Source organism: Sinorhizobium kostiense (assembly GCF_017874595.1).
GTDB lineage: Bacteria > Pseudomonadota > Alphaproteobacteria > Rhizobiales > Rhizobiaceae > Sinorhizobium > Sinorhizobium kostiense.
Genome location: NZ_JAGILA010000009.1, coordinates 142,662 through 167,916, shown reverse-complemented (window position 1 = coordinate 167,916; position 25,255 = coordinate 142,662). Strand labels below are relative to the sequence as shown.

Genomic DNA, 25,255 nt, shown 5'->3' with positions numbered 1-25,255 from the left:
CGAGATGAAGCTCAGTCAGATGGGTCCAGCATCCGATAGCCGACCCCAGGTTCGTTCACGATGTAACGCGGGTTTGCCGGGTCATCGCCGAGCTTCTGGCGAAGCTGTCGGATGAATACTCTGAGATATTGCGTGTCATGCTCATGGGCCTTACCCCAGACCTCGTGCAGAAGTGTGCGATGGGTGACGATCCGGCCGGCGTGGCGCGCGAGTGTCCACAGGACCTCGAATTCCTTGCGCGTCAGCCTCAGCGGCTTACCATCCTTGCGGACCTCATGCGCGGCGACATCGATGTGCAGTTCGCCGATCTCCACGACAGCCTGGCTCACGGCATTGTCCGATGCCGACCTGTCGCGTAACAGGGTGCGGATGCGGGCCAGCAGTTCCTTGATGCCGAAGGGTTTGACGACATAGTCCTGCGCGCCCGCGTCGAGCGCCTCGACCTTTTCACCCTCTTCCTGCCGGACGGAAAGCACCAGAATTGGCGTCTGCGACCACTCGCGCACGCGGGCGATGACCTCCTTGCCGTCAATGTCCGGAAGCCCCAGATCGAGCACGATGAGGTCCGGTTCTTCGGTCGCTGCCTTGTGCACGGCTTCCAGGCCCGTGGCGGCCTCTGCGACTTCATAGGCATGTGCTTCGAGTGCCACCCGCAGGAAGCGCCGGATCTGGCTTTCGTCATCGACAATGAGAATGCGGGCGAGCGCGCTCATGCGACACCCTTCGTGTCGGCCGCGAGTGGCAGCCCAATTTCGATCCGAGTGCCGGTTCCGTCCGCCTTGGCGGGTTCGGCGCGGATGCTGCCGCCATGGGCATCAACAATCCCCTTGCAGATGGCGAGGCCAAGCCCGGTGCCGGCTCGCTGCCCGTCCGCTGCGCGCACGCGATAGAACATGTCGAAGACGCGCTCGCGATCCTCCCGCGCGATACCCGGTCCCTCGTCGCTGACGGCAATTGTCAGGCTGTTTTTGCCGGTCAAACCGGTGACGATAATGGTGGAGCCGGAGGGGGAGTACTTGGCGGCATTATCGAGCACGTTGGCAAGTACCTGCTGCATCAGGATCGGGTCGACATCCACTGCCGGCAGATCGTCAGCGACGTCAAGGACCAACAGGTGGCTTCTGAGGGCCGATCCGAGCTGGTGTACTGCCGCCCCGACCAGTTCGCGCGCGTCGCTCGGCTGACGATTGAGTTTCAACGCCCCATATCCCAACCGCGTCATGTCGAGAAGGTTCTGGACGTATCGGTTGAGCCGATCGCCCTCTTCCTTGATCGTTTCGGCAAGCTGTCGTCGGCCGCCGCTGCCCAGTGCATCGTCCGCCTCGATCAGCGAGCTTGCCGAGCCGATGATCGAGACGAGCGGGGTGCGCAGGTCGTGGCTGACGGAGGAGAGCAGCGCCGAACGCAGCCGCTCCGTTTCCGAGAGGATACGGGAGTCCTGAAGGTCCGAGACCAGCCGCGTGCGCTCGACGGCGATCGCCACCTGATCCGTCAGGGCATCGAGAATGCGCAGGTCGTTCGGTGTCAACGATCGCCGCTCCTCGAATGTGATGCCGAGCACCCCATGGGTTCCCTGCGCCGTCTTGAGCGGCAGGAATAGCCAGTCAGAGGAGGGAAGCGTGGCAGTTGTCCAGCCGGCGGGCTCTCCATGCTCCCAGGCCCAATGGGCCGCGCTGTAATCGCGGACGTCGAGTTCATCGAGCGGCGGGAAGGCGCCGCCGATCTCCAGCCGGCCGGCAGCACCCGGCGTGAGCGCGATGGCCTGACATCTAAGGATCGCTCCGACATTGCTGACGGCGGTCCAGATGACATCGTCGAAGGAGGCGGCACTCGCGAGCTTGCGGCTGAATTCGTAGAGGCTCGCAGTGCGCTTGGCGATCGCCCTTTGGGCGTTCACCTGATTGCGCAGCCGTGCAGCCAAATTCCCCGCCAGGACGGACGTCACGTAGAAGAGCACCAGCGTAAGGATGTCGTCCTGCCGGTGCATGACAAAGGTGTGGTAGGGCTCGGTGAAAAAGAAGTTGTAGGTGAAGAAGCTGACGGTCGCGGCATAAAGCGACGGCCAGAGCCCCAGGCGCGTCGCGGTAATGAGAACACCGGTCAGGAAGACGAGCGACAGGCTGGCGACCGGCAGGATGCGCTCGATCGCGAAGGCAATCGCGGTGGCAACAGCGACGATGCCTGTTGCCGCGAGATAGGCCTTCGGGTCGCGCTCGATCCGGACGCGGCCAGCGCGGATGGCAGCTCGACGGGCTTCGTCCTGATCCGGGGCGATCAGGGTAATTTCGAAATCCTGTCCTTGGCGGATCAGTGTCTCGGCCACCGTCTCGCGTGTCATGGATGCGAGAATCCGGCGCGGGCGCGGGCGTCCAACCAGGATGCGGGTGACATTGCGGGAGCGTGCGAACTCGAGGATCTCGTCGGCGATGTTGGCCTCCGCGTTGACGCTGGCGATCTCGGCTCCAAGCGTTTCGGCAAGCCGAAGGGCTTCCGCGATCCGGTTCTTGGATTCGTCCGGCAGGCTTTCGCTGGAAGAGGACACTACGTTGACGGCGATCCATGGCGCCCGCGCCCGATCCGCCATGCGCTTCGCGGCGCGCACCAGTGATTTCGCCACGGGGGACTCGTTGATGCAGACCATGATGCGGTCCTGGGTCGGCCATGGGCCGCTGATCGCGTGGGTTTTCATATGCGCGATCATCTGCGCATCGACGCGGTCGGCGGCCACGCGCATGGCCAGTTCTCTGAGCGCCGTCAGATTCCCCTTGGAAAAGAAATTCTCGATGGCGCGAGCGATCTGGTCTTGCAGATAGACCTTGCCCTGGCGCAGACGCTCTATCAGCTCTTCCGGCGGCAAGTCGATCAGTTCAATCTCGTCGGCAAGCTCCAGGACGTTGTCGGGCAAGGTCTCGCGCACGCGCACGCCGGAGACGCGCGCGACGATGTCGTTCAAGCTTTCCAGATGCTGGATGTTAAGCGTGGTGTAGACATCGATCCCCGCCGCCAGCACGTCCTCTACGTCCTGCCAGCGCTTTTCATGCCGACTGTCCGGCACGTTGGTGTGGGCGAGCTCGTCGATCAAAGCCAGTTGCGGCCTGCGCTCGATCAGGGCGTCCAGATCCATCTCGTGCAGGATACGGCCGCGATAGAGATGCGGACGGCGCGGCAGGACTGTCAAATTTCTGAGGAGCCGTTCCGTCTCCTGGCGCCCGTGCGTCTCGACGATGCCCACCACCACGTCGATACCTTCGGCCGCGCGTTTCCGCCCGGCCTGGAGCATCGCATAAGTCTTGCCGACCCCGGGTGCTGCTCCAAGGAAGATTTTCAGCCTTCCGCGGCCCTCCTTCTCGGCTTCAGCGAGAAGGGCTTCCGGCTCAGGGCGGTTTTCACTGTTCGGCGCTGGCGCCATCCATAGATCCTGTTGCGTCCGTTTCGACCGGCGCCCGTTCATTGAGCGCCAGATTCAGCTTCAATACATTGACGGCCGGTGCACCGAATATCCTGAAAAGCGGCGCTTCAACATGCGCATCGACCATCCGACGCAGTTCCTCAGCGGAAAGACCTCTCGCCTCGGCAATACGCGCTATCTGTAGATAGGCACTTTCGGGCGAAATGTCCGGGTCGAGCCCGCTCGCCGAAGATGTGACGAGATCGATCGGCACCCGCCCGGCGCCTGTCTCCGCGGCGATCTGCCGTGTCCGCTCACCAACGGCGTCGACCAGTTCGCGGTTCGTCGGCGCAAGATTCGTGCCGCCTGAAGAGGCAGCATCGTAGTCGACGGCGGATGGGCGACCATGAAAATATTCCGGCCGCGTGAACGCCTGTCCAACGTATTCGGAGCCGACCACGACGCCGTTACGAGTGATCAGGCTGGCATTTGCCTGATGCGGGAACAAAGCCTGCCCGACCGCCGTCATCGCCAGCGGATAGGCGACGCCGGTCAGCACGGTCATGATCGCCAAAAGGGCGATTGCCGGTCTTATTTGCGAATGCATCGTCTTCATCCTTCTTAAGCGAGACCAAGCGCGGAGACCGCGACGTCGATGGCCTTGATACCGGCGAACGGCACGACCAGGCCGCCCAGCCCGTAGATCAACAGATTGCGCCGCAGCAACTCGCCCGCCGTCGCCGGAGAATAACGAACGCCGCGCAAGGCGAGCGGGATTAGGGCGAAGATGACCAATGCGTTGAAGATCACGGCCGACAGGATAGCACTTGCAGGACTCGCCAAACCCATGATGTTGAGAGCCTCCAGGCCGGGATAGGCGGTGATGAACAGGGCCGGCAGGATGGCGAAATACTTAGCCACGTCGTTGGCGATCGAGAAGGTGGTCAGCGCGCCCCGGCTGATCAGGAGTTGCTTGCCGACCAGCACCACTTCAATGAGCTTGGTCGGGTCGCTGTCGAGATCGATCAGGTTACCGGCCTCCTTGGCCGCCGGCGTGCCGGTGTTCATGGCGACCCCGATGTCGGCCTGGGCGAGTGCCGGCGCATCGTTGGAGCCGTCGCCGCACATGGCGACCAGCTTGCCTTCGGCCTGCTCCTTGCGGATCAGTTCCAGCTTCCTTTCCGGGGTCGCCTCTGCGAGGAAATCATCGACGCCGGCCTCTGCCGCGATCGCGGCGGCTGTCAGCGGGTTGTCGCCAGTGATCATCACCGTGCGGATGCCTAAGCGCCGCAACTCGGCGAAGCGTTCGCGAATGCCGGGCTTGATAATGTCCTTCAGGTGGATGACTCCGAGAATACGCTTGTCGCGGGCAACGACCAGAGGCGTTCCACCCGACTTCGCTATGCCTTCGACGATGCGCGTGAGATCGGGGCTCGCCTTTGCCTCAGCATAGCGGAGGATGGCGTCGCTCGCGCCTTTGCGGGCTTCGCCTCCATCCGTCAGGTCGGCGCCCGAAAGACGGGTCTGCGCGCTGAAAGGCACGAATTTTCCGATCCCTTGCCGAAGCACATCGACCTCCCTGCCCAGCATTTTGTGGGCCAGATCGACGATGGACTTGCCTTCCGGCGTCTCGTCGGGAAACGAGGCGAGCAAGGCCGTTTCGATCAGCTCGCGTTCGCTCACCCCGGGCAGGGGCATGAAGGCGTCGGCCATGCGGTTGCCGAAGGTGATGGTGCCGGTCTTGTCGAGCAGCAGCGTGTCGACATCGCCCGCCGCCTCGACCGCACGGCCAGACTTGGCGATGACATTGGCCTTCACCAGCCGGTCCATGCCGGCAATGCCGATGGCCGACAGGAGCCCGCCGATGGTCGTCGGAATGAGTGTAACCAGCAGCGCCACCAGGAAGGCCACGGGGATCGAGGTGCCGGAGAATAGTGCGAAGGGTTCCAGCGTCACCACAACCAGAACGAAGATGATGGTCATGCCGACGAGCAGGATGTTGAGCGCGATCTCGTTCGGCGTCTTCTGGCGCTCCGCTCCTTCGACCATGGCAATCATGCGGTCGAGAAAGCTCTTGCCCGGCTCTGCGGTGACGCAGATCACCAGCCAGTCCGAGACGAGACGCGTGCCGCCGGTGACCGCCGAACGGTCGCCGCCCGACTCGCGGATCACGGGCGCCGATTCACCCGTAATCGCCGACTCGTCGACCGATGCGACGCCTTCGATCACTTCGCCGTCGGCAGGGATCAGCTGGCCGGCCTCCACCAGAACGACGTCGTCCTTGCGAAGCCTCTGGCTTGACACAAGCTCGAAATCCTTATGGGCGGCCGGGTCTCCGGTAAGGCGTCGGCATTCGGTCTCCGCTTGTGTCGCCCGCAGGCTGTCGGCGCGCGCCTTCCCCCGGCCCTCGGCGATCGCCTCGGCAAAGTTGGCAAACAGCACCGTCACCCATAGCCAAAAGGCGATCTGGCCAACTGTGCCGGTCATCGCTGCGCCGGTGACGAGATCGCGAAGAAAGATGAATGTCGTGAGCAACGCGACCACGCCGGTGACGAACATGACCGGGTTGCGGGAAAGCACGCGCGGATCGAGTTTGGCGACGGCGCTGCGCGCCGCCTGGGCGGCGAGCGCCCGGTCGAACAGCGAAAAGTCCTTGCGCTTATGCTTGCTCATCGAAACACCTCAGAACGTCTGGCCGGCAATCATCGCCACCTGCTCGGCAATCGGGCCAAGGGCGAGTGCCGGAAAGAAAGTGAGCCCGCCGAGGATCAGGACGATCACCATGAGCAGGACGACGAAGAGCGGCCCATGGGTCGGAAAGGTGCCGGCCGAGGCCGGTGCTGGCGTCTTTGTCGCAAGCGCCCCGGCAATTGCCAGCATCGGCACGATGAAGGCGTAGCGGCCAAGAAGCATGGCGATGCCCTGCAGCGTCGTGTGGAACGGCAGGTTGGCACCGAAACCGGCGAAAGCCGAACCGTTATTGCCCGTAGCAGATGAATAGGCGTAGAGGATCTCCGATAGTCCGTGCGGGCCGGGATCCTGAACCGCCGCCAGGGCGGACGGAACAACGGCGGCAACCGCGCCGAAGACCAGGATGCCGACCGGCATCGACAGGAAGGCGAGGACTGCGAGCTTGACTTCCTTCGCCTCGATCTTCTTACCGAGATATTCCGGTGTGCGGCCGACCATCAGTCCGGCTAGGAACACGGTGAGCACGACGAAGAGCAGCATGCCGTAGAAACCAGCGCCAACACCGCCGAAGATGACCTCGCCCACCTGTATATTGAGCAGAAGCGCAAGACCCGCGAGTGGCGTAAAGCTGTCATGCATGGAGTTGACCGAGCCGTTGGAAGCGGCCGTCGTGGCCTCCGCCCAGAGCGCGGAAAGACCGGTCCCGAAGCGGACTTCCTTGCCCTCCATATTGCCTGCCGTCTGATCGATCGGTAGGACGTCATAGGACGTGTTGCCGTCAATCTCCGCGCCGTAAACGACGGCGAGGCCGACGACGAACAGGATGCCCATGGCGGCGAAGATCGCGATACCCTGCCGCTGATCCTTCACCATGTGCCCGAACAGGAAGCAGAAGGCTGCCGGGATCAGCAGGATGTAGACCAGTTGCAGCAGGTTGGAGAGCTGCGTCGGGTTCTCGAGCGGATGCGAGGAATTGACGTTGAAGAAGCCGCCGCCATTGGTGCCAAGCTGCTTGATGGCGATTTGTGAGGCGGCCGGTCCTTGCGCGATGAGTTGCTGCGCGCCCTCCAGCGTGGTCACCGGCACATAGGCGCCCAGCGTCTGCGGCACCCCCTGCCACATGAGCACGAGCGCTCCGATGATCGACAGCGGCAGCAGGACGTAGAGAATCGAGCGGGTGATATCGACCCAGAAATTGCCGACCGACTTGGCGCTGTGGGCCGCAAAGCCGCGGATCACGGCAACGGCGACGGCGATGCCGGTGGCGGCCGAGACGAAATTCTGCACCGTGAGCCCGACCATTTGGCTGAAATAGGAGAGCGTCGTTTCGCCACCATAGGCCTGCCAGTTCGTGTTGGTGACGAAGCTGACGGCCGTGTTGAAGGCGAGGTCCGGGGGCATCGGCGCCAGGCCTTCCGGGTTCCACGGAAGCAGATGCTGCAGCCGCAGGATCGCGTTAAGCAACAGCCAGCCGGCGAGATTGAAGACCAGTAGAGAAAGCGCATAGCGCGTCCAGTGCTGGTCCTGCATCGCGGACTTGCCGGCAACCGCATAGATGCCGCGCTCCACCGGAACGAGCACCGGGGAAAGCAGCGTGCGCTCGCCCTGGAATACCCGCGCCATGTAGCGGCCGAGCGGCCAGGCGAGCGCGACCAGGATGGCTGCATAAAGCAGGAATTGAAGAATGTCGGTAGCCACTTCCGCACCTCCGTCAGAATCGTTCAGGACGCAGCAATGCGACCGTGAGGTAGGCAAGAAGTGCCAGAGCGACAGCGCCGCCGATGACATACTCGATCATCGCCGGCACCTCACAGGCGCTCGCAGGCGCGCACGGCGACTGCAAAAGCCAGAAAGCCGCCAACGGCGAGCGCGACGTAGATTAGGTCGAACATTAGCCGGCTCCTTTCATGGATGTCGGCCCGAGAAATGGAGCTACCGGGCGTAAGGGCGCCATGTTGAAAGCGAGGTCAGGCCATAAAAAATGCGTAAAGAATGGCGCCATGAGGCTCGATCAATGCCGAGCAAACCACTCTGACCAGAGGTGAGCCTCCTGATCGACATGGTTAAACGCATCGTCTCGCGCGACGGTGAGCCGCTACGTGCGACGCCTAAACATTGAGGTGCTCGGGCAGTAAAACCTCAAGTAAGCGCTGCGAACCTTTCAACCAGTTTTGTTGGTCCTGACACGATCAGCAGATCACCCGCCTCGACCATCGTTTCCGGCGTGGCATAGGTAAAGTCCATTTTCCGCCGTTTGACGCCGACGATCGTAACTCCGTACTTGCTGCGAAGCGCGGATTCTCCCAACGATTTGCCGACAGCTTCCTCCGGTGCAGTCGTCTTGACGATGGCAAAGCCATCGTCAAACTCTATGAAGTCGATCATCTTGCCAGTAACGAGGTGGGCGACGCGCTCGCCCATGGCCGCTTCTGGATATACGACGTGGTGCGCACCGGTACGCTCCAGAATGCGGCCGTGGTTGGGATTGATGGCCTTTGCCCAGATGTCGGGCACTCCGAGTTCGGAGAGCGCCAGAACTGTAAGCACGCTCGCTTCGATATCCGTGCCTATTCCGACGACGGCGTGGGGAAAGTCCTGAACGCCGAGGCGACGCAGAGAATCGGTGTTGCAGCTGTCCGCCTCCACTACGTGAGTCAACCGCGTCGCCCAATTCTGAACCAGCTCGGCGCTTTCATCGATGGCCAAAACCTCGTGGCCAAGATGGACCAAGGACTGGGCAACCGCGCTGCCGAAGCGGCCGAGACCAATAACGACGACGCCGTCGCCGCGGACGATGCTGTTCTTAGCCAACGATTGGGCGCTCCTCTGGGTATCGGAACAGTACATTGCGTTCTTGCAGCGCGAGTGCGCTAGCAATTGTAATCGTGCCCACGCGCCCGATGAACATCAAGACAATGATAACCAGTTGTCCTGTGGGAGGGAGACCTCCGGTAATCCCTGTAGATAGGCCAACGGTCGCAAAGGCTGAAATGACCTCGAACATGACATCCTCAAGAGGGAAGCTCGTGACACTGAGCAGAATGAGCACCCCCGCTCCGACGCAGGCAACCGACAGCAAGACAATGGCCAATGCCTGACGCTGGGGGTGGGAGCCGATACGGCGTCGAAACGCATTTGAATCCGGTTGCCCTCGAATTTCGGCCCATACGACAAAGCCAAGAAGGAAGAACGTCGTCACTTTTATGCCGCCAGCAGTTCCGGCACTGCCGCCGCCGATGAACATCAATACATACGTCACCGCCAGGGTCTCAACGTGCATCTCTCCAATATTGACGCTGTTAAAGCCGGCAGTTCTCGCCATCACCGAATGGCTCGCGGCATTTAGGAGCTTCCCCGTCCAGTCGAACGCGCCCAATGTTGCCGGATTGTTCCATTCGTAGGCGGCCGTCGCCGCGAGTGCGGCGATGAGCAGAAAAGCTGTTCCAAGTAGGGTGATCTTCGTGTGGACAGACCAGCGTGCGGGATGCCGCATGTTCTGCCGAAGTTCATGGAGAACCGGAAAACCGAGGCCACCGATGACGACGGAAGCCATAATCGGAGCAAGCATAAGAGGATCTAGCGCAAAGCCGATGAGGCTGTCCGAATATGTCGAGAAGCCTGCGTTGTTAAACGCCGAGACCGCATGAAAGAGGGCATGCCACAGCGCGTCGCTCCAATCATAGTCATAGCCGTAGCGGAGGCGCAAAGTCAGCACGGCTGTTGTCAGCAGTTCGACTGCCACTGTGACCAGAAAGATGAGGCGAAGGACGGCCGCGACATCACCCAGACTAAGGCTCTTGGTTTCCGCTTGGGCGATAAGGCGCCTGGTCAGTTTCAATCTGCGAGTAACGAGGAGGCCCAGAAGCGTTGCCCCAGTCATAATTCCGAAACCACCGACCTGGAACAACGCGAGGATCACGCTCTGACCAAAAGCGGACCAATAGGTCGGTGTGTCTTGAACGATTAGGCCGGTGACGCAGACTGCCGAGGTGGCGGTAAATAGCGCGGTGACTAGTGGAGCTCCACCGGGCTCCGCGCGAGACACCGGCAGCATCAGCAATCCTGTGCCTACAAGAATGGCAATAAGGAACGCCATCGGCACCAGCCGTGCAGGGTGTCGAATCGATCGTGGCAACTCCCACCTTTTTGTAGAATCGGCAGCTTTAATTGATCTGCCGGTAGCGGCACACGGGCCAGGAGGCACAACCTGACAAAGTCGTTGTCCATCGTCAATTCCCGCCACGATACATAGGACGCTTCTCTGCAGCCTAGGCCGAGAAGTTCGATATGTTGCTCGCTTTGCAAGTTTGCACGAGAGATTTGAGTCCTTGGGAGCGGAGCTGCTCCAGGCTCATCGCGTCAGAGGACGGTTCGCCTTATGTTCGGCCTTAGCGTACGTTTTCGAGCACTTCTTGTTGTCACCCGGATCGACACCTCGATTGCCAGGAAGCGATCGAAGCCATGTTTCAGGCTGTGGCAGCCGCGGCGGAGGCCGTTGGCTGGACGCGACACGAAACGGCTGATGCCCTGATCACGGCGCTGTAGAGCCTGTAAAAACGAAAAGACCCCGAGCCGGGAGGAGGCGTCGGGGTCTTTGAGCTTGATCGGTCCTGGGAGGAGGAGTGGGACCGATCGACGTCTTGCGCAGTGGGAGGAGGTACTGCGCTTGACGACGGTCAGGATAAATCAATCGGCATTGTTGAATAGTGCCCTGGGTAACATCGCAGCCGACAGAGCGCACGGCAGGTGCCCCGCGGAACTTTTCCGCTCTGTCTCAATTTTGGCAGCCGGAAGGGCGAACGTTATGCGTCATTAGGAACGTGCCAAGCTGATCGAGTGGATCGCGACATTCGTTGCACTTGCTCTTGTTGCGATGTTCCTGATCGCGACGTTGCACCTCTGGTGAACAGCGCATGCCGTTCGATGCGCCTTGAACAGGAGGAATCCGCGATGGATTGGAACCGTGTAGAAGGCAACTGGAAGCAAGCTGACGATGACCTGGACCAGATTGCCGGCAGCCGTGACCAGCTCGAAGGAACGCTACGGCATTGCCCGAGACCAGGTGCGGCGCGATCTCGATGATTGGTACAACCGTCAGACTTGGTAATTGCATCCCCGCCACAGAGATCGACCCGTTTCGGCGGGTCTTCTCTTGCGATTGCGTCGGCAGTGCCCGCTTTTCAGCGGGCACTGCTTGCCATCAGTAGTTGGGGGACTTGGAGTCGCTCCAGATGGAGGAGCGACCTCTATTAATTCGCGAATGCTAAAATAGTTTCGTCCGACCGATGTCCCGAACGAAGCTATTTCTGCGCGAGCGCGCGCCGAGCTATCTCACGCGTGAGCGCCCGAAGCAGATCAGCGAGATCGATGATAATCTGGTCGTCCTCCTCGCTGGAATAAGGCGAGACGAGTTCGCCATGCATGACACTGTTGCGGACCTTCTTCCAGGACCCGACTTGGGGGCGGGTTCCCACTCCGCCGTCCGCGAGTGTCAACAGCGCCCGCAGTACAGAAACTTCATCCGCTTTCCCAACCGCGTTAGCGGCTGCGTCCTTCAGCCGCTGCGCGCCCGACCACTTGTCGATGTGCGCGAGGAGGGAATCGATTGCCGCCTGATCGGCATCGGGTCGCAGCGTGCCCTTAGGGACGAGAAAACGCGCCAGTCCTTCGATACTGCTGGCCAGGGTCAGGGCCATCACCCACCTCGATCCATGCGCGGATTGGATCACCTCCTCATAGAACTTGGTAATTGAATGGCCTTCCCACTGTCCGTCACGCGCGATCAGGGTCAAGAGCCCAGCATAGAGGTCAAAGAAATCAGCGTCGTTCGTAAGGTGGTCATCGTCGATCCAAAGAGCAGTCCATGCGGAGTCCAGAGTCCAGGCCGGCGACTGCCGTACAGAGACCATCGAGCGTCCGTCCGGAAAGCGGCGCTCGACCAGACGCGAATACACCAACTGGCCGAACAGAATGCGGAGCGGCTCGCCGAACCAGTTCTCCGCTAGGTGTGCCGGCAGAGCCGGCGAACAGATGGCCGAGATAGAAAGTACGTTGGCCTCGCCGTCGAAAGCGAATCTGACCGGAACTCCGAGGATGTTGATGATACGAACGGCGTGTGCGCCATCGGTCTCATCGTTGCTCCGCACGAAGCGCCGGAGAATGATCGAGGCGCTATGACTTCGGGGAATGATAAAGCGAGCCTCAGCCCCACTTTCGCTCGTCGCCGCCCAGTGATGACAGTGCTCAGCCCATCACACGTGCCGCTGAACACCCAATCGTCATCGCCGGGGTTGAACTCAGGGATAGTCCAGCCGCCACTCCACTCTAGCCCGTCGGCATCGGTCATCTTAAGGCGGAACCTATTCAACCCATTATAGCTGTCTGTTTGCAGGCGATTGATTGCGCGGAGCGTATGCGCCAGCTCAATCGGCTTTCCCGTCATTCGGTAAGAGAACTCACGGTCAGCGACGAGTTTGAGCTCGCCTTCACCTTCTGCCAAGGGCGGCTCAAAATCACGGGCCAACAGTGCCATTCTGGGAAATCGAATGATGGCGGGGCCTCGCAGGAACGGATTTAGGCGGTCAATTTGTGACATGAATAGAAATGTAGCAGGGAGTTGTCCGTCGACGCCAGCCGTTGACTGTAACCTCAAATGAGAACATTTTAGGAACAAATTCACAGAACGACGGCAGGGTGTCAGAGAATGAGCGATGAAGCAGGCTCGAGCGCGCGCACGGAATCGGTCCATCACGAGCACTGGTGCGAGCATCCTGGCCGCAAGAAATGGGGCAGCTTCGGCCTTGCAGCGGGGAAGGCCGAACCCCAATGGTTCTGCATGGAACATCGGCCGGAGTGGAAGCTGAAACATGCCTAGATCCGGGACATGGTTGCTGTCGGAGCGACTGTACTGGAAGAAGATCCGGGTCAAATGCGAGTGCGGCGTAAAGAGGCAATATGACGCCAAGGCGCTCATTGATCGGCTCGGCGACCGCAGCATGCCGGCGCTCCTCGGCGAAATCTCGGCGGCGATCGGCTGCGCAAAGAGCGCCAATCTCTACCGGGATCGCTGCAAGCTCACCTACGACATGCCGCCAGGGGAATTGTCCGCCTCTCGACGACGCCGGCTGGTGATGCGGCCCCAGCCGGCGACCCTGACGAGATCACATTCGAGAATCTTCCCGAATGGTGCGACGTTCTTTGCAAGTGCCGGCGCAGCGGTCACATCGACCGGCTGAATCGGCGGGCATTGGCTGCACGGTTCGGCAAAGGTCAGAGAATCCTTCGCCTCGAGCGGCGAATGCGATGCAAGAAGTGCGAAAATCGCGACGGCAACACCATCTTCATAGGAAAGCCCCGACGATAAGGAGGAGGGGGCGATGCGCCATCGACGCGGAATCGACCTGATCCCTGAAAAGGGATCCATTGATCGGGATCGCGGCATCGGTCATCTGCGGCTCGCCGATCTCGCAGACGATCAACTGCTCGGCGCGCGTTGTGCCAATTGCGACCACAACCAATGGGTTGACCGATGGGGCCTCGCTGGCAAGTATGGCCACGACGTCACGCTCGATGATCTTCGGCCGCTGCTCAGATCACCAGGTGCGGGAATACAGAAGGCAATGGCTTTCGGATCGGCAGGGCACACCGCGATGGATAAGGGGGATGCATGTGCAATCGCTATCGGATCGAAGTCGAGTTTGACGAGCTCTGGCGCGCGGCCAGGCCGCACCGCGACATGACCAACCGAGCGAGGCCTTCGACCGAAGTATTTCCCGACAAGCCCGGGCCTGTCATCCGCAATACCGCCGACGGCGAACGCGAGCTGGTGAATCTCACCTGGGGAATGCCGTCGCCGCCGCTCGTCACCAAGGGCAAACCGGATTACGGCGTCACCAACATCCGCAACGTCGACTCACCGCACTGGCGGCGCTGGTTGGGGCCGCAATATCGCTGCATCGTGCCGTGGACGGCATTCTGTGAATACGAGGATACGAAGCCGAAGAGGACGGCGCGCTGGTTTGCGCTCGACAAGAGCGAACCGCTCGCCTTCTTCGCCGGAATCTGGACGCCCTGGAAGGGAGAGCGCGGATCCATGAAGAATCCGCGCGGCGGCGAACACGAGCTATTCGGTTTTCTGACCTGCGACACCAATGAGATTGTGAAGCCAATTCATCCGAAGGCCATGCCAGTCATCCTGACGGAGCCGGCAGAGATCGAGCTCTGGCTCACTGCGGAGTGGAAGGACGCTAGGCAACTGCAGAGGCCGTATCCGAGTGGCGGTATGCTGCTGCTGACTACTGAACGTGTCGGCGAGCCGAGCCTCCTTTGAGGCGGGATAAATGCTGAGGATCCGAAAGCAATGAACGATTCTTTGCGGAGATTCCCTGTACTTCAGACGGTCGACCCGACCGGAGCTGTTGCAGACGCCTTAAGATGGATTCCCCGCTATCGGGCCGCTACCGAACAACGGCACGCGGCCTTCATGTCCCGTTGGAGTGCGGGAGAAATCGATTCCGCACTAGTCGAGCTCCACTTCTTTTTGACCGCGGCATGTCGCATCGTCGCATTCATGAAGATGGCTGCGGATCGCTTGGGAGGCGAAGCCAAGTCCCATGTGGATTCCTGTGACTTCAAAGTGATGAAGAAAGCCCGCAACCACTTCGAACACATTGACGACCAGCTATATGGGACCGGGAAGAATCGCCCACGCCCGATTACCGAGGATGGAGTTACGCGTACGGTGCATTTCGGACTCCGGGCGGCGGATCAGCACATGACGTTCGGAGACGAGGCGCTCGATGTGTCGTGTACCTATCTCACCGTGTTCCTGTCGTTTGTGGATCGGTTCCTCGCAGTGGTCGATGCCGTCGTTGACGCCGCAGCGCCATTCCCGTTCGCGGATAAATATCAAGATATCAGGCACTTGAGTTCCATAATTGTTATTACGCGATTTTATCGCGCGATTTTTTCCTTCCCTCTCGGCGAATCAGCCGCGGTAGGTGCCTGCGGAAGTTGAGGATTCCCGAGTTCAATAGACGTGGCCCTGCGGTCCAGGCCGGAACCAATAGAACGCCGGCGAGAAGCACGCCCGCGGCAATCAGCTTGCTATAGCGGCAAAGAGCTTGGCCCAACGGTCGAGCACGTCAGCCTCGAACTTCGCGTGGCCACGTGCGAGCGCGCGCTTCTTCGCCTCACGGGCGATGTCGACCTTCCAGCCTTCTGCGAGCTCAATTCCCTGTCCGGCAGCCCAGGATTCGACCTGAGGGACAATGGGACGGCCAGCCTGTGCCACGTCGGAGAACGGGATGTCCGCCTGCCGGAGCTGACGGTCGATGACGTCAGAGAAGAAGTCCGTCGGGAGCAGGTCCTCGATCTCCGAATTCGCGAATCCCAAAAAGTCGTCGGTCGACAGCACCCGGTCCTTGGCGGCCTGGTAGATGCCGTTCTTTAGGTCCGTCGCCGTCTTGCGGCCGATCTCGTCTCCGTCCAGCAGCATGATCGGCAGCACCTCGTCCCGGCCACTGAGAATGCTCGCCACCACTTTCGCGTTCTTGGCGCCATGGGACGGCGGAAACACGATCTCCCGCTTCGGAGCGATGCGCTGCGCCGCGATCAGCAGCGTCTTGATCATGGCCAGGTAGTGCTGGTCCGAAGGCCCCTCGACGATCACGGGATGGCAACCGAGAAGCAGACTCTCGGCCACGTTCATGTTGAGTGCGGAGTGGATCGCGTAGGTGGCGCCTGACTTCCTTGGGTCTTCGTGCCCTCTCCTGAGGTCGGACGAAGCCTTCGTCGACCCGTCTTCGCTCACGTACACCTTGCGCGCACGATCCAGCATGTCCGCGTCGACCAGGAACGGCGAATGCGTGGTGTAGAGCAGCTGATTGGTGTGGGAGAGGTTCTCGAAGAACGCGGACAGGTCACGCTGGGCAAGCGGATGAAGCGACAGCCCAGGTTCGTCCAGCAGCAGGATCGAGTTCTGGTGGCTCTGCTCGCTCTCGACCAGGAAGACGAGATAGAAGCTCAGAAACCACTGCAGGCCGGTGCTGCGGTCCTCCAGCTCGACCTTCTCAGGACGCCGCGAATCGCTGACCCAGATCCGGAAGTGGTTGCCGTCCGCCTGGAATTCGAAAGTGTAGTCCCCCTGCTTCCACCAGTTCTTGAAACGCTTCGTCAGGTCCGTCCCCGCCGAGTTCAGCATGATCGTGCGGGTGCGCTTCCGTTCGAACACCTCGGCTATCCGGGCTTCGTTGCCCTTCTCGCCCTCCTGGATGTCACGGCCGAGTTCGAGGATCTGATCCGGCTGGAGCTTGACGAAACTGAAGAGGACGCGAAGGGTCCGGGCCTTCGCGGCCTCGCGCACGCCAAGGTCCTCCCGCCGCATGTTCTGGACAACGTGCGGAAGGTAGATTTCGGAATCGAGATTGCCGTAGTTGGAATAGTAGACGAAGCGCGGGAGCTTGCCGATTACCAGCTTCCGGACTTCCTCGATGTTTCCCGGCTCCGGCATTTCGAGCTGCTTGGCGGCAGCCTCAAGCTCCTCGAGGAGGGCGGAAAAACGCGGAACTATCGAACTCGTCGGGGCCGGATTCTCGGGCAGCGATTGCCGCAGCTTCGCGGCTGCCTGGCGCAAGCCGGCCTTGTCCAGCGGACCCCTGCCCTCGAAGGATTCGGCGACGGAGCGAACGGCAGCCTCGAGCTCCTTCCTGAGCGTTCCCTCCTTGGCCAAGGCGGCGATGCTGCCCAGCTCGCCAAGGGTTTTCTGCAGCATGCCGACAGCGTCGGCCTCCTCTATGGAGCGACGCTGCTTATGCTTCGGGAAGCTGACGAGATATTCCCCGTCGTAGAAACGGCTGACGCTCACGACATCGAGCACGGACCTCGGCAGCCCCGTCAGGGCAGCAAGTTCCTCCGCCAGGTCGCTGGCATCGAAGTCGGCCGTGATGAATGCAAACGACGCCGGCGAGGCCTGGATGTCATTGAACGTGGCCTTCGGATAGTCGGAAGTCGGCTTGAGCTCGCCCTCCCTTGCGGGATTCAACTTCCACAGCGGCAGCAGCAGGTTGGTCTTGCCGGACTCGTTCACGCCTATGAGTGCGGTGACCTGATTGACTTCCACCCAGCCGCTGTCGACCACCGACCGGAAATTCCTGACATTGAACCTGGTTAGCTTCATCCCGCGCCCTTTCCCGTAGCCCCGAATATCACTTCAGCATGCCACAATTGCAATGCGAGGAAGTGCGCCCGTCAACACCTTTGGCGGGCGTGCACTCCCTATCCGCGGGTTTCGATTCCATGTCGATCCACCAGCTTCAGCCGCGGCTGCCCGCTCCGGCGACCTGCATCGTCCCGTCGATCTTGCGCCGGATCGGCTGAAGGAGATCTTGTGCAAGCGCGAACAGCGCTATGTCGGCTCGCAACTGACGTTCTCGTTCGAGCGCAAGCGGATCATGCTGGAGAAGACTGAGGTGACGCAGGGTTTGGCCGGTCACTATGTCGAGACCTATGCCTATGCCGTCGGCCGGCTCGACTTTCGCTGGAAGGGGCATTCCCTGCCCCACAGGATGTTCGACAAGAACCAGCGGGTGACGCATGCGGCGATCACTGAGAACCAGCAGCTTCGCTCGATCGCAGCGGGAATTATGCCAGCTACCACCCCTGCGCCAGACCGTCCGCGCTGGCACCATTCGTGCCGCCCGCGACCAGGTTGTTGTCAGCCACGTCGGGCTGCCGGCCTGGTCGTAAACTCGCGTCCTACGCCACATCGACCTCCGCGATCTCATTCCGCCTGGTTGACGCCATAGCTCCCGTGACCGCGAGGGTCTCCATGGAAACGCGGGTGACGCGAGCGAGAAGGTCGATAACTTTCTCCTTATAGTCTGCGAAGCGGTAGGTGTTGAACTTTTCGCGGACAGTGGGATCCTTCGGCGTTTTTTCCTTGTATTGATCCAGAATCCATTCGAGGCCCGACCGGTTGCCAAGCTTATAGGTCCAGGCACCCTTTGGGATGCCGGATAGCATTGTTTCGCTGTCGAGATGAATGATGCCGTTGACCTTGTCTGCTTTCAACATCGCTTTCACAGGAACGCCGGCTGCTCGCGCTTTCTCATCGGGTTTATCGGTGCGGGTGAGCGGCCAGGGCTCGACCGTCTCATAGCCGATATGGAGTTCCATGAGCTTCCTGCCCCAGTCGGCCCATTTGGGAAAGTCGGGATAGAAAGGAATGCGCGGGAGCTCGTGCTTCAGATTTAGGGCGGTGAGCTTCTGCGCCTTGCCGTAATGATTATGAAACTGCTTGAGCGCCCAGTCAGTGATATTATCTACCCGCTCGCCGTCAGGGCTATGGCGATAGAGCGACACAACCTTATAGGCATCGACAGACGCCCCACAATGCAGATCGGGCAACACCTCCGACGCCGTAGCCATAAAATCTGCCCTGTAGCCAATATCGCTCCAGACAATACTCGGATTAGAAGCGCGATCCGAAAACATGTAAGGAAGTTGGTAGGTCATTCCGTTGAAGTGACGATCAAAATAGACGTAGCGCTTGTTAAATGGGCGAAACAGTGCAACGCGGATCGCTTTTTCATCGAAGTTTTTCGGAACGCCTGCCCCAAGATATTTTTCAAGTTCTCGATCCCATTTGATACTGTCGCGGGCTCCGAAGTCCGCGTTTTGACGTGTAGCTTCATAAACATCACAAAAGTAAGAGACTTTATTGGACAGGTGTTTGGGATCGAGGTCGTAGACCCACTCATCGCGTTGCGACTTTAGTCCGGTGCTGAACAGTCGGAATATTGCTTGGTTCTTTGAGCCTGTTTTGTTGGACTTCGCGCCCTTGCTGACCATCGGCATGAAATCATCCCAAACGTTTTCAGCGTGATCCAACCAATTGGCGTTTCGGTCGGGCTCTATCCGATCGAACTGTATCGCGGATGCTCTGGTATTGGATAAGAAACTTAGCTTGTCCTGCGCGGTCTCGAATTCCGGACGGCGGGCATAAAAAATCTTGCAGGTTTTAAGTGCTCGACGCTTGACAAGGAATGTAATTGCAACGCCGGTTTTGATGCCGAATACATTATGCTTATTTCCGGAGAGCTTCGGGTTTGCGATGACGTCCCCACCAAGGTCGACAACGTAAATCTCGCTAAACTCTGCTGCAACCGTGCGGCGGAAACCATCATAAGACATCTTCGCGAACGGCTTCCGTCCGGTGATCAGCGCTATCACGCCGTCGTCATGCAGGCGATCGGACGCCCAGCGGAAGAAGCGGGTATACATGTCGTAGACTGAGCTCTGGTTCTGCGCGGTCCCCTTCGAAATATACGTATCTCGAATGCGCTCATCTATCCGCTTATAAGCTCGGTTCGGATTGCGCATATTGAAGTTTTCCTGCCACGCGTTGTAAGGCGGATTCCCGATAATGACGGAGATCTTGCGGGCATTCTGTCGCTTGACCCGCTCGACGTTCTCGTCCGACAGCGCTGCAAACATGTCGTGCTGGTGGCCGGAACGTATACCCAGGCCCGCCACATTATCGAGTGTGTCGACAAAGCAGAGATTGCTGAATTCAGCGAACTGGCCGGAAATCGCAGCGTAGGTCGCCTCAATATTCAGGTTGGCGACGTAGTAGGGGAGGATCGCCACTTCGTTGGCATGCAATTCATTCTTGTATTTTTGTGCGAGTTTTCGCGGATCCCCGCGAAAATATTCGAGCAGTTCGCAGATGAAGGTGCCGGTCCCGGTCGCGGGATCAAGGATCTCGACATGCTCGTCGATTAGATTCTTGCCGAAATGCTTCTCGCACAGCCAGTCGGCGCCCTCGATCATGAATCTGACGATTTCATTTGGCGTGTAGACCACCCCGAGGCGGTCAGCCTTTTTGGTGTCGTAGACCTTGTAGAAATTCTCGTAGATAACTTTGAGAAAGGTCTGCTTCTCCGAGTGACTGGTGATCTGCGCGGCATTGGCCTTAATGGCCGCGTAGTAGAGTTCGAGACCTTTCAGCGTTTCCTTCTTCACCGCGCCGGTGAAGAATTTTCCTTCCAGCGCGTAGAGCTCTCTGGCGATGTTATTCTCGTGGTGAAAATCACCCTCGTTGAAGATGTTAGCGAAGATTTCTTCCGTCAGGATATGCTGGATCAGCATTTCGCGGACATCGGCCTCGCCGAGCGTCGGGTTGATGGTATCGCGGCAATGATCCAGAAATTTCCGCGCAGCCGCTCGGAAGACGGGGTTCTCTGTGTAAGCCGCCTCGATGCGGGTTCGAAGCGCGTCCAACACAAAGGGGAGATAGGTCTTGAACTCCTCGACTGCCTTGCGGAACTCACGAATTTCCGCGCGCTCGTAGCCGAAAAACAGGTTAAGCAGCTTCAGAAGCGCGTCGTTGTCCGTCATCGAGCAGCGGAAGACCTCCCCCCGATCCTGGATGAGGACGGCAACCTGTGAATTCTCGAAGATGATGTTGTCTTGGGGATAACCCTTTGCGAGCTTCTTGCGGATCTCTACGTCCAAGTCGTCAGCCGTATCCTTGGCTTCCCAATAGCCGAAAGGCAGGCCGAGACTGTGGAAGATCGTGCCGTCCGGTCGGATCCGCGATTTCTGTGACGAAGCGAATTCATATTGTGCGGCGAACTGCCAATTCAGCTGACGGGACCAGGTCTTCAACAGATCCTTGAAGGCCTCGGAAATAACCCCCTCGGTCACCGAGCCTGAAAACTTCCGCAGGCGGTCGATCTCGTTGAGATATTGATTGATAAGTTGCTGGCTCATGATTCCCCCGATGCTGCAATCTAATTCGATTGCGATCGACGAGGGTAGTCTATTCTCGCGCTAGTAGTGCCGAAACCTCCGTTCGGCGCAATCAGGGAACCGATGTGCCTGCCCGGCCGCGAGGGGCTTTCAAAACGGAATTCATCTCATTGGCGGTCAGAGTGCTCCCGGTCGCGATCAGGTAAGCTGCCAGATAGGTCAGCTTCAGCCTCGCCTCCCGATCGCCTCGCGGAGTGTAATTGATGATCGACAGTCGGCCGGCTTCTTCTTTTCGCCCGACGCCTAGCAGAGCGTTTGTATAGGCAACGCTCGTAACCTCTGCGATCGCCATGCCCTCATTGGACGCATGAACGGCATCCGCGGTCGCCCGTAGCGCAGCGATATGCTGATCCATCAAGTCGCAAAGGGCAACCGCAGTTTCCGCCCCGCTCTCTTCTTCTTGTCCCGCCTTGCGCTCCGGCGCTGACGCACTCAAAGACGCGCTCGGGCGCGGAGAAACGGACCCGGTACCACGGGACGAACGCGAACTGGATGACGACAACAATAGCATGGTGGAATGCCTCATTGATCAAGTTGCATTGCAGCCCTTAACACCATTGATTGAGGCTGACGGCACGATAGGATACGAAACGAAACGAAATTTGGGCCTTTAAGCTATTGGAAAAGAACGGAAAGATTTTTGTCGCACCGCCCAGGGACGGGAGCGATTTCAAGGAACTGTTCAAGCAGTTGACCGCTGCGGGAGCAGGCCGGCCATTAGCCAGTGACGGGTTTCCGCAAGGCCCTTGGACACCGGAGCTTTTGGCAGAGGCGATCTCTCAGATCGACTCCAACCGGATCGGGGTCGATTTGCGGACAGTGCAGCTCTGGTTTCAAGAGAACGAGAAGGGGATTAGCCCGTCCAACATTCGTTGGCTGGCGCGGATCTTTGGGTGCGACGATCCGGAAGCGACCAGCGAATGGCAGATGGAGCTCGCCGCGGCCCAATCCCGGCTAACCGCCAAGAGGCGAGTTTCGAAGAAGGCGGGAAGCAGCACGGCGCTGCGGGTTCCAGATATGCCGGCACCTGTGACGGTCGATGATCAGACGCAGCCTGCGGGCGATCTGCCAGAAGGCAATGAGGCCACCCGGCGAAGACAGGGTTTCAGCTTGGCGAGAAGATCGGAGGCGCTTTTCAGCCATGGATCTCCCCTGAATCTACCGGCGTCGATATTCGCGGGTGCCTCCGCCCTTGGGTTTTTGTCGTATATCGTGGGGATCCACAGCGCCACCTATAGCCGGGCGGATGGTGTCGTTAAGCAGGTCGGTTTTCTATGGGCGCCGAACTGGACGTTCCTCTTCATGGTGCTCTTGCCGCTATTTTTCGCGTTCGTGATAGAGCTGCTGGTCTTCTGGAAACATGACGCGCGCTTCGGGCTGGTAGCGCAAGGCGACCGGTTGGAAAGCGACGATGCCTGGACGCGCAACGTTCAAGCTTATTCGTACACATACTGGGCGGTTTTCTTGATCTGCGTTTTGTTCGCGGGTCTTTTTCAGTGGATCGGCGTGTGCTTGATCCCGTTGATCAACGGCGGTGGCAACTATGCGGTAGATTGGGGCAAGTTAGCCATTGTGCGCCCTGAAGTCATATCAGTGCCGATGACCATTGTGTTCACTGGTCTCGCATATCTCTACATGTGCCTCTGCTTTTATCTTTTTTTCGCGGGCCTCATTCTGCTTCATACGATCGTCCATGATCTTTCGAGAATTGAAGAGGCGTTGACGATGCGACCGGTGGAACATCGGCGCCAGGACAGTGAAATCAGCCTTAGGGTGATGCGGGGAATTTTCCGGTGCACTGTCCTGGGTGTTCTGGTCGCCATATGCATGAAGGTCCAAAGCTCTTACCTGAGCTCGAACGGAGGAGATATCGTGACCTGGATAGCCCACGATATGTCTTCGGCCCTGTATGAGCGCCACGACGGCGGCAATAGCTTCAGCTATAGAATGCCAACGCACTACAGCAGCCTCCTGGTCGCCATTTCGACCTGTATCGTTTTTCTGTACGGTTCCATCCGCTTGGGTGTCGGAAAGCGGTTTCGCGTGCCTCTACGGAGGATGTCTGCAGTCGTAGGGTTGCTCTTTGCGAGCTACTTGTTGATCGATGCCTTTGAGGGCTTTTCGATCCTCCTCGGCGTTGGAGTGCTGCTCGCGACATACGGCCTCTTTGATCCAGAGTTTCGGCGATGGCGAGCAAGCGAGTTAGGAAGCAACCAGAGTGTATCATAATTGGCTTGATCGTTGGGACGAGCGGCGGGCGCGGCGCGGAGAGGAAGCGAAGAAAGTAACGGATTTCATCCTCGACGCCGGCCGGGCCTTTCCGGGCGAAAAGAGGATAGAAACTATCGACGAGTTTTGTGTCCTCGCGGATCAGGCCTTGTCTGATTCAAGCTTTTACGATGAGCCCAGCGGGGGCGGTCAGGGCTTTGAAAGGCACCATGGGTGGCTCAGATTTCCATCGGACATTTCTACTGACGTCGAAGAGAACAACGTCGTTTGGGCAAAAATCACCGAGAGCGGCTCGCTCGATCGGGCATTGGTGATTTTTCATCACTGGAATGCCACCGCCCGAAATCGTCAGATTGCCAAGTTTTTCTCGCAGCGTGGGATCACGGTTGTCGAGATTGCTATGCCTTATCACTTCGAGCGCAGCCGTCCCGGCTCGCTGTACGCCGATTATATGCTTAGTTCGAATCTCGGCCGAACGATCCAATCTGTAAGGCAGGCCGTATGGGACGGGCGAAAGCTCATCCGCTGGCTCAAGAGCGAAGGCTATCGAGAGGTCTCGGTTCTCGGCATGAGCCTTGGCTCATGGGTTGCGGGATTGATCGCTGCGCATGATCCCGCCGTATCGAAGGCCTCGTTATTTTTGACGGCGGGTAGTCTCGCAGACATGGTTTGGACGGGCCGCGCGACCCGATCGATACGTGATAGCCTTGAGCCTGTAATTGAGCTCACCGATCTCCGAAGGGCATGGGGTCCGCTCAACTTGGAGAATTACGCGCATAATCTGGCACGGTCCGATCTCGAACTTCACGTCGTGTTGGCTACGAGGGACAAGGTGGTGTTGCCCGACCTATCGAGACGCCTCATTCAGAAGCTGAAGGAAGCCGGAGTCCGGCCGAATGTTTTGGAACTGAACTGCGGTCACTATTCGCTCGCAATGCCGCCTTACATTTTACTGGCCGGTTTGAGCTTGAAGCGGTTTCTATCGTGTGCAGACAAATCGGCCCAGCGAAAATGACTCGGCCGCCGTCACAGTGACACTTAGGAAAGATCGCGAGCCGCCTAGTGAGGCGGTTCAACGCTGATCATCGCGTCGAATGCGGCCTCTTCCTGCTGGTGCTGCGCGACGGCGCGCTCCAGCTCGGCCGCGATCTGCTGACGCTCGCCGGCGTCGATGGATGCCGCCAACTCGGCCCGCAATTCCTCGATGTGCTCGTAAGTGGTCATCGTCAGCTCCTCTGATTGAAAACAGAAGCTGGGCCCCGAGGTGATGGGCTTGGGTCAATGATCGCGCTAAGCGGCCCGAAGGGCAGATGGGGGAGCCGATTTTGTCGCTCGCGGCAAAATTGGGGGAACCGACTGTCATTGAGGCAAGCCCATTAGCTCGGTACGATCGCCCTATGTTGAGAGAGAAAACTACCTCTCCGTATTGCACCGAAATAACGGCCGAAGGCCGCATATTTTCAACTCACTGAGAGGGGAAGAAAGAGCCCTGCCCTCTCTCCCCCACAAGCACTAAACCGGTCTCCCCATGCTTCGGCCCGATGGCCTGCAGCACCGGGCGGCTGCGCCGACACGGCCCTGCGGGTGGGTGATCCCCCTCCGGTTTAGCGCTTGTCCCCCTCTCTTCCGCTGTTCCGCACGAGCTCGGGAGCAGGAGCGGGCTCCTGCCCTCCCTTCGATTTGGGAGGTCCGGTAGTTAGCGCGGAACCTGGGATTGAGGGTGCGATGACCGAGGATTTTGGAATGGAAGCCGCGGTGTCGTTGGATGCGATGATAGAGCGGCATATAGCGGCACTATCGGCGATTTCTGAGGCGGTGCGCGAATGGGATGAACGCCGCGCGGCTGGCGATGTAACCAACGTGGTCTACGCAAATGCTCTGCTCAAGGTGACGAAAGAGGAAGAGGCCACCAGGCTATGGATCGTGAACTACCGGCCGTGCAACGATCAGCAAGGATGGCAAAAGTTGACCTACTTAGCCGCGTATTTATTCGCGACGCGCGGCTCGCTCAAGCCGGAAGAAATGGATGCCGTCTTGAGTATGACCGAGCCCGTGGAATAGGCCTGTGCCTTGGCCTGGCAATGTGTTGGGTCGAGCGTGGAGGGCAGAAGAATAAAGCCGCCCTTGTTGGGCGGC

21 protein-coding genes and 2 pseudogenes are annotated in these 25,255 nt (G+C 59.5%); 9 read left to right on the top strand and 14 right to left on the bottom strand.

Going from position 1 to position 25,255, the window contains the following annotated elements; translation table 11 throughout:
* Window positions 1–11: 11 nt before the first annotated feature.
* The 8 genes from J2Z31_RS25920 to J2Z31_RS25885 all read right to left on the bottom strand — a co-directional run bounded on the left by J2Z31_RS25920 (window position 12) and on the right by J2Z31_RS25885 (window position 10,283).
* A complete protein-coding gene (locus tag J2Z31_RS25920; RefSeq protein ID WP_209606134.1) occupies window positions 12–713 on the bottom strand; it encodes a response regulator in 702 nt (233 codons plus the stop codon).
* The gene (locus tag J2Z31_RS25915; protein ID WP_209606124.1) at window positions 710–3,409 is read right to left on the bottom strand and encodes a sensor histidine kinase; all 2,700 of its coding nucleotides are present in this window, start codon (window positions 3,407–3,409) and stop codon (window positions 710–712) included. The genes J2Z31_RS25920 and J2Z31_RS25915 overlap by 4 nt, the downstream gene beginning before the upstream one ends.
* Window positions 3,387–3,995, bottom strand: a complete 609-nt coding sequence (gene kdpC / locus J2Z31_RS25910; RefSeq protein ID WP_209606122.1) for a potassium-transporting ATPase subunit KdpC — start codon at window positions 3,993–3,995, stop codon at window positions 3,387–3,389. The genes J2Z31_RS25915 and kdpC overlap by 23 nt, the downstream gene beginning before the upstream one ends.
* A gap of 14 nt (window positions 3,996–4,009) precedes the next feature.
* Window positions 4,010–6,061, bottom strand: a complete 2,052-nt coding sequence (kdpB, locus tag J2Z31_RS25905) for a potassium-transporting ATPase subunit KdpB (RefSeq protein WP_209606120.1) — start codon at window positions 6,059–6,061, stop codon at window positions 4,010–4,012.
* Window positions 6,062–6,070: 9 nt separating this feature from the next.
* The gene (kdpA, locus tag J2Z31_RS25900) at window positions 6,071–7,777 is read right to left on the bottom strand and encodes a potassium-transporting ATPase subunit KdpA (RefSeq protein WP_209606271.1); all 1,707 of its coding nucleotides are present in this window, start codon (window positions 7,775–7,777) and stop codon (window positions 6,071–6,073) included.
* Window positions 7,778–7,790: 13 nt separating this feature from the next.
* Window positions 7,791–7,877, bottom strand: a complete 87-nt coding sequence (gene kdpF, locus J2Z31_RS25895; RefSeq protein WP_209606263.1) for a K(+)-transporting ATPase subunit F — start codon at window positions 7,875–7,877, stop codon at window positions 7,791–7,793.
* Window positions 7,878–8,218: 341 nt separating this feature from the next.
* Window positions 8,219–8,890, bottom strand: coding sequence for a potassium channel family protein (locus J2Z31_RS25890; protein WP_209606118.1), 672 nt, complete (start codon window positions 8,888–8,890; stop codon window positions 8,219–8,221).
* Window positions 8,883–10,283: a TrkH family potassium uptake protein gene (locus tag J2Z31_RS25885; protein WP_328243653.1), complete on the bottom strand. Its 1,401-nt coding sequence runs from the start codon at window positions 10,281–10,283 to the stop codon at window positions 8,883–8,885. The genes J2Z31_RS25890 and J2Z31_RS25885 overlap by 8 nt, the downstream gene beginning before the upstream one ends.
* Window positions 10,284–11,029: 746 nt before the next feature.
* Between J2Z31_RS25885 and J2Z31_RS25880 the strand changes: the two are divergent.
* A pseudogene (locus tag J2Z31_RS25880) lies at window positions 11,030–11,186 on the top strand (CsbD family protein).
* 193 nt (window positions 11,187–11,379) lie between these two features.
* Here J2Z31_RS25880 and J2Z31_RS25875 read toward each other — a convergent pair.
* A complete protein-coding gene (locus tag J2Z31_RS25875) occupies window positions 11,380–12,225 on the bottom strand; it encodes a hypothetical protein (protein WP_209606114.1) in 846 nt (281 codons plus the stop codon).
* 557 nt (window positions 12,226–12,782) lie between these two features.
* Here J2Z31_RS25875 and J2Z31_RS25870 point away from each other — a divergent pair.
* Window positions 12,783–12,953 (top strand): hypothetical protein, encoded by a 171-nt coding sequence (locus tag J2Z31_RS25870; RefSeq protein WP_209606112.1) that lies wholly within the window; start codon window positions 12,783–12,785, stop codon window positions 12,951–12,953.
* Entirely contained in the window at window positions 12,946–13,314 is a 369-nt protein-coding gene (locus J2Z31_RS25865; protein ID WP_209606110.1) for a hypothetical protein, read from the top strand. Before J2Z31_RS25870 ends, J2Z31_RS25865 begins: the two co-directional genes overlap by 8 nt.
* A 105-nt stretch (window positions 13,315–13,419) precedes the next feature.
* Here the strand turns inward: J2Z31_RS25865 and J2Z31_RS25860 are convergent, their stop codons facing one another.
* A complete protein-coding gene (locus J2Z31_RS25860; protein WP_209606108.1) occupies window positions 13,420–13,635 on the bottom strand; it encodes a hypothetical protein in 216 nt (71 codons plus the stop codon).
* 110 nt (window positions 13,636–13,745) lie between these two features.
* Between J2Z31_RS25860 and J2Z31_RS25855 the strand changes: the two genes are divergently transcribed.
* Together J2Z31_RS25855 and J2Z31_RS25850 are read left to right on the top strand one after the other, a co-directional pair.
* Window positions 13,746–14,408 carry an SOS response-associated peptidase gene (locus tag J2Z31_RS25855; protein ID WP_209606107.1) on the top strand — a complete coding sequence of 221 codons (663 nt, stop codon included), beginning with the start codon at window positions 13,746–13,748 and terminating at the stop codon, window positions 14,406–14,408.
* A gap of 30 nt (window positions 14,409–14,438) precedes the next feature.
* The gene (locus J2Z31_RS25850) at window positions 14,439–15,095 is read left to right on the top strand and encodes a hypothetical protein (RefSeq protein ID WP_209606105.1); all 657 of its coding nucleotides are present in this window, start codon (window positions 14,439–14,441) and stop codon (window positions 15,093–15,095) included.
* An 81-nt stretch (window positions 15,096–15,176) separates the two neighbouring features.
* Here J2Z31_RS25850 and J2Z31_RS25845 read toward each other — a convergent pair whose 3' ends face one another.
* Window positions 15,177–17,255: an AAA family ATPase gene (locus J2Z31_RS25845; RefSeq protein ID WP_209606103.1), complete on the bottom strand. Its 2,079-nt coding sequence runs from the start codon at window positions 17,253–17,255 to the stop codon at window positions 15,177–15,179.
* Window positions 17,256–17,337: 82 nt separating this feature from the next.
* Between J2Z31_RS25845 and J2Z31_RS25840 the strand changes: the two are divergent.
* Window positions 17,338–17,721 (top strand): annotated as a pseudogene (locus tag J2Z31_RS25840) (ISNCY family transposase); the annotation flags it as partial.
* Between the two features lie 112 nt (window positions 17,722–17,833).
* On the opposite strand, the gene J2Z31_RS25835 reads toward J2Z31_RS25840, so the two are convergent.
* On the bottom strand, window positions 17,834–20,851 hold the full coding sequence (locus tag J2Z31_RS25835) for a type ISP restriction/modification enzyme (protein WP_209606101.1): 3,018 nt from the start codon (window positions 20,849–20,851) through the stop codon (window positions 17,834–17,836).
* 91 nt (window positions 20,852–20,942) lie between these two features.
* Window positions 20,943–21,245: a hypothetical protein gene (locus J2Z31_RS25830; RefSeq protein WP_209606099.1), complete on the bottom strand. Its 303-nt coding sequence runs from the start codon at window positions 21,243–21,245 to the stop codon at window positions 20,943–20,945.
* Between the two features lie 263 nt (window positions 21,246–21,508).
* On the opposite strand from J2Z31_RS25830, the gene J2Z31_RS25825 reads away from it, so the two are divergent.
* Complete coding sequence (locus tag J2Z31_RS25825; protein ID WP_209606097.1) at window positions 21,509–23,119, top strand: RcgA family putative transporter; 1,611 nt, start codon at window positions 21,509–21,511, stop codon at window positions 23,117–23,119.
* Entirely contained in the window at window positions 23,109–24,134 is a 1,026-nt protein-coding gene (locus J2Z31_RS25820) for an RcgR family putative quorum lactone hydrolase (protein ID WP_209606095.1), read from the top strand. Before J2Z31_RS25825 ends, J2Z31_RS25820 begins: the two co-directional genes overlap by 11 nt.
* A gap of 44 nt (window positions 24,135–24,178) precedes the next feature.
* Here J2Z31_RS25820 and J2Z31_RS25815 read toward each other — a convergent pair whose 3' ends face one another.
* Window positions 24,179–24,343, bottom strand: a complete 165-nt coding sequence (locus J2Z31_RS25815) for a hypothetical protein (protein WP_209606093.1) — start codon at window positions 24,341–24,343, stop codon at window positions 24,179–24,181.
* 501 nt (window positions 24,344–24,844) lie between these two features.
* On the opposite strand from J2Z31_RS25815, the gene J2Z31_RS25810 reads away from it, so the two are divergent.
* Window positions 24,845–25,180 carry a hypothetical protein gene (locus tag J2Z31_RS25810; protein WP_209606092.1) on the top strand — a complete coding sequence of 112 codons (336 nt, stop codon included), beginning with the start codon at window positions 24,845–24,847 and terminating at the stop codon, window positions 25,178–25,180.
* Window positions 25,181–25,255 lie beyond the last annotated feature (75 nt).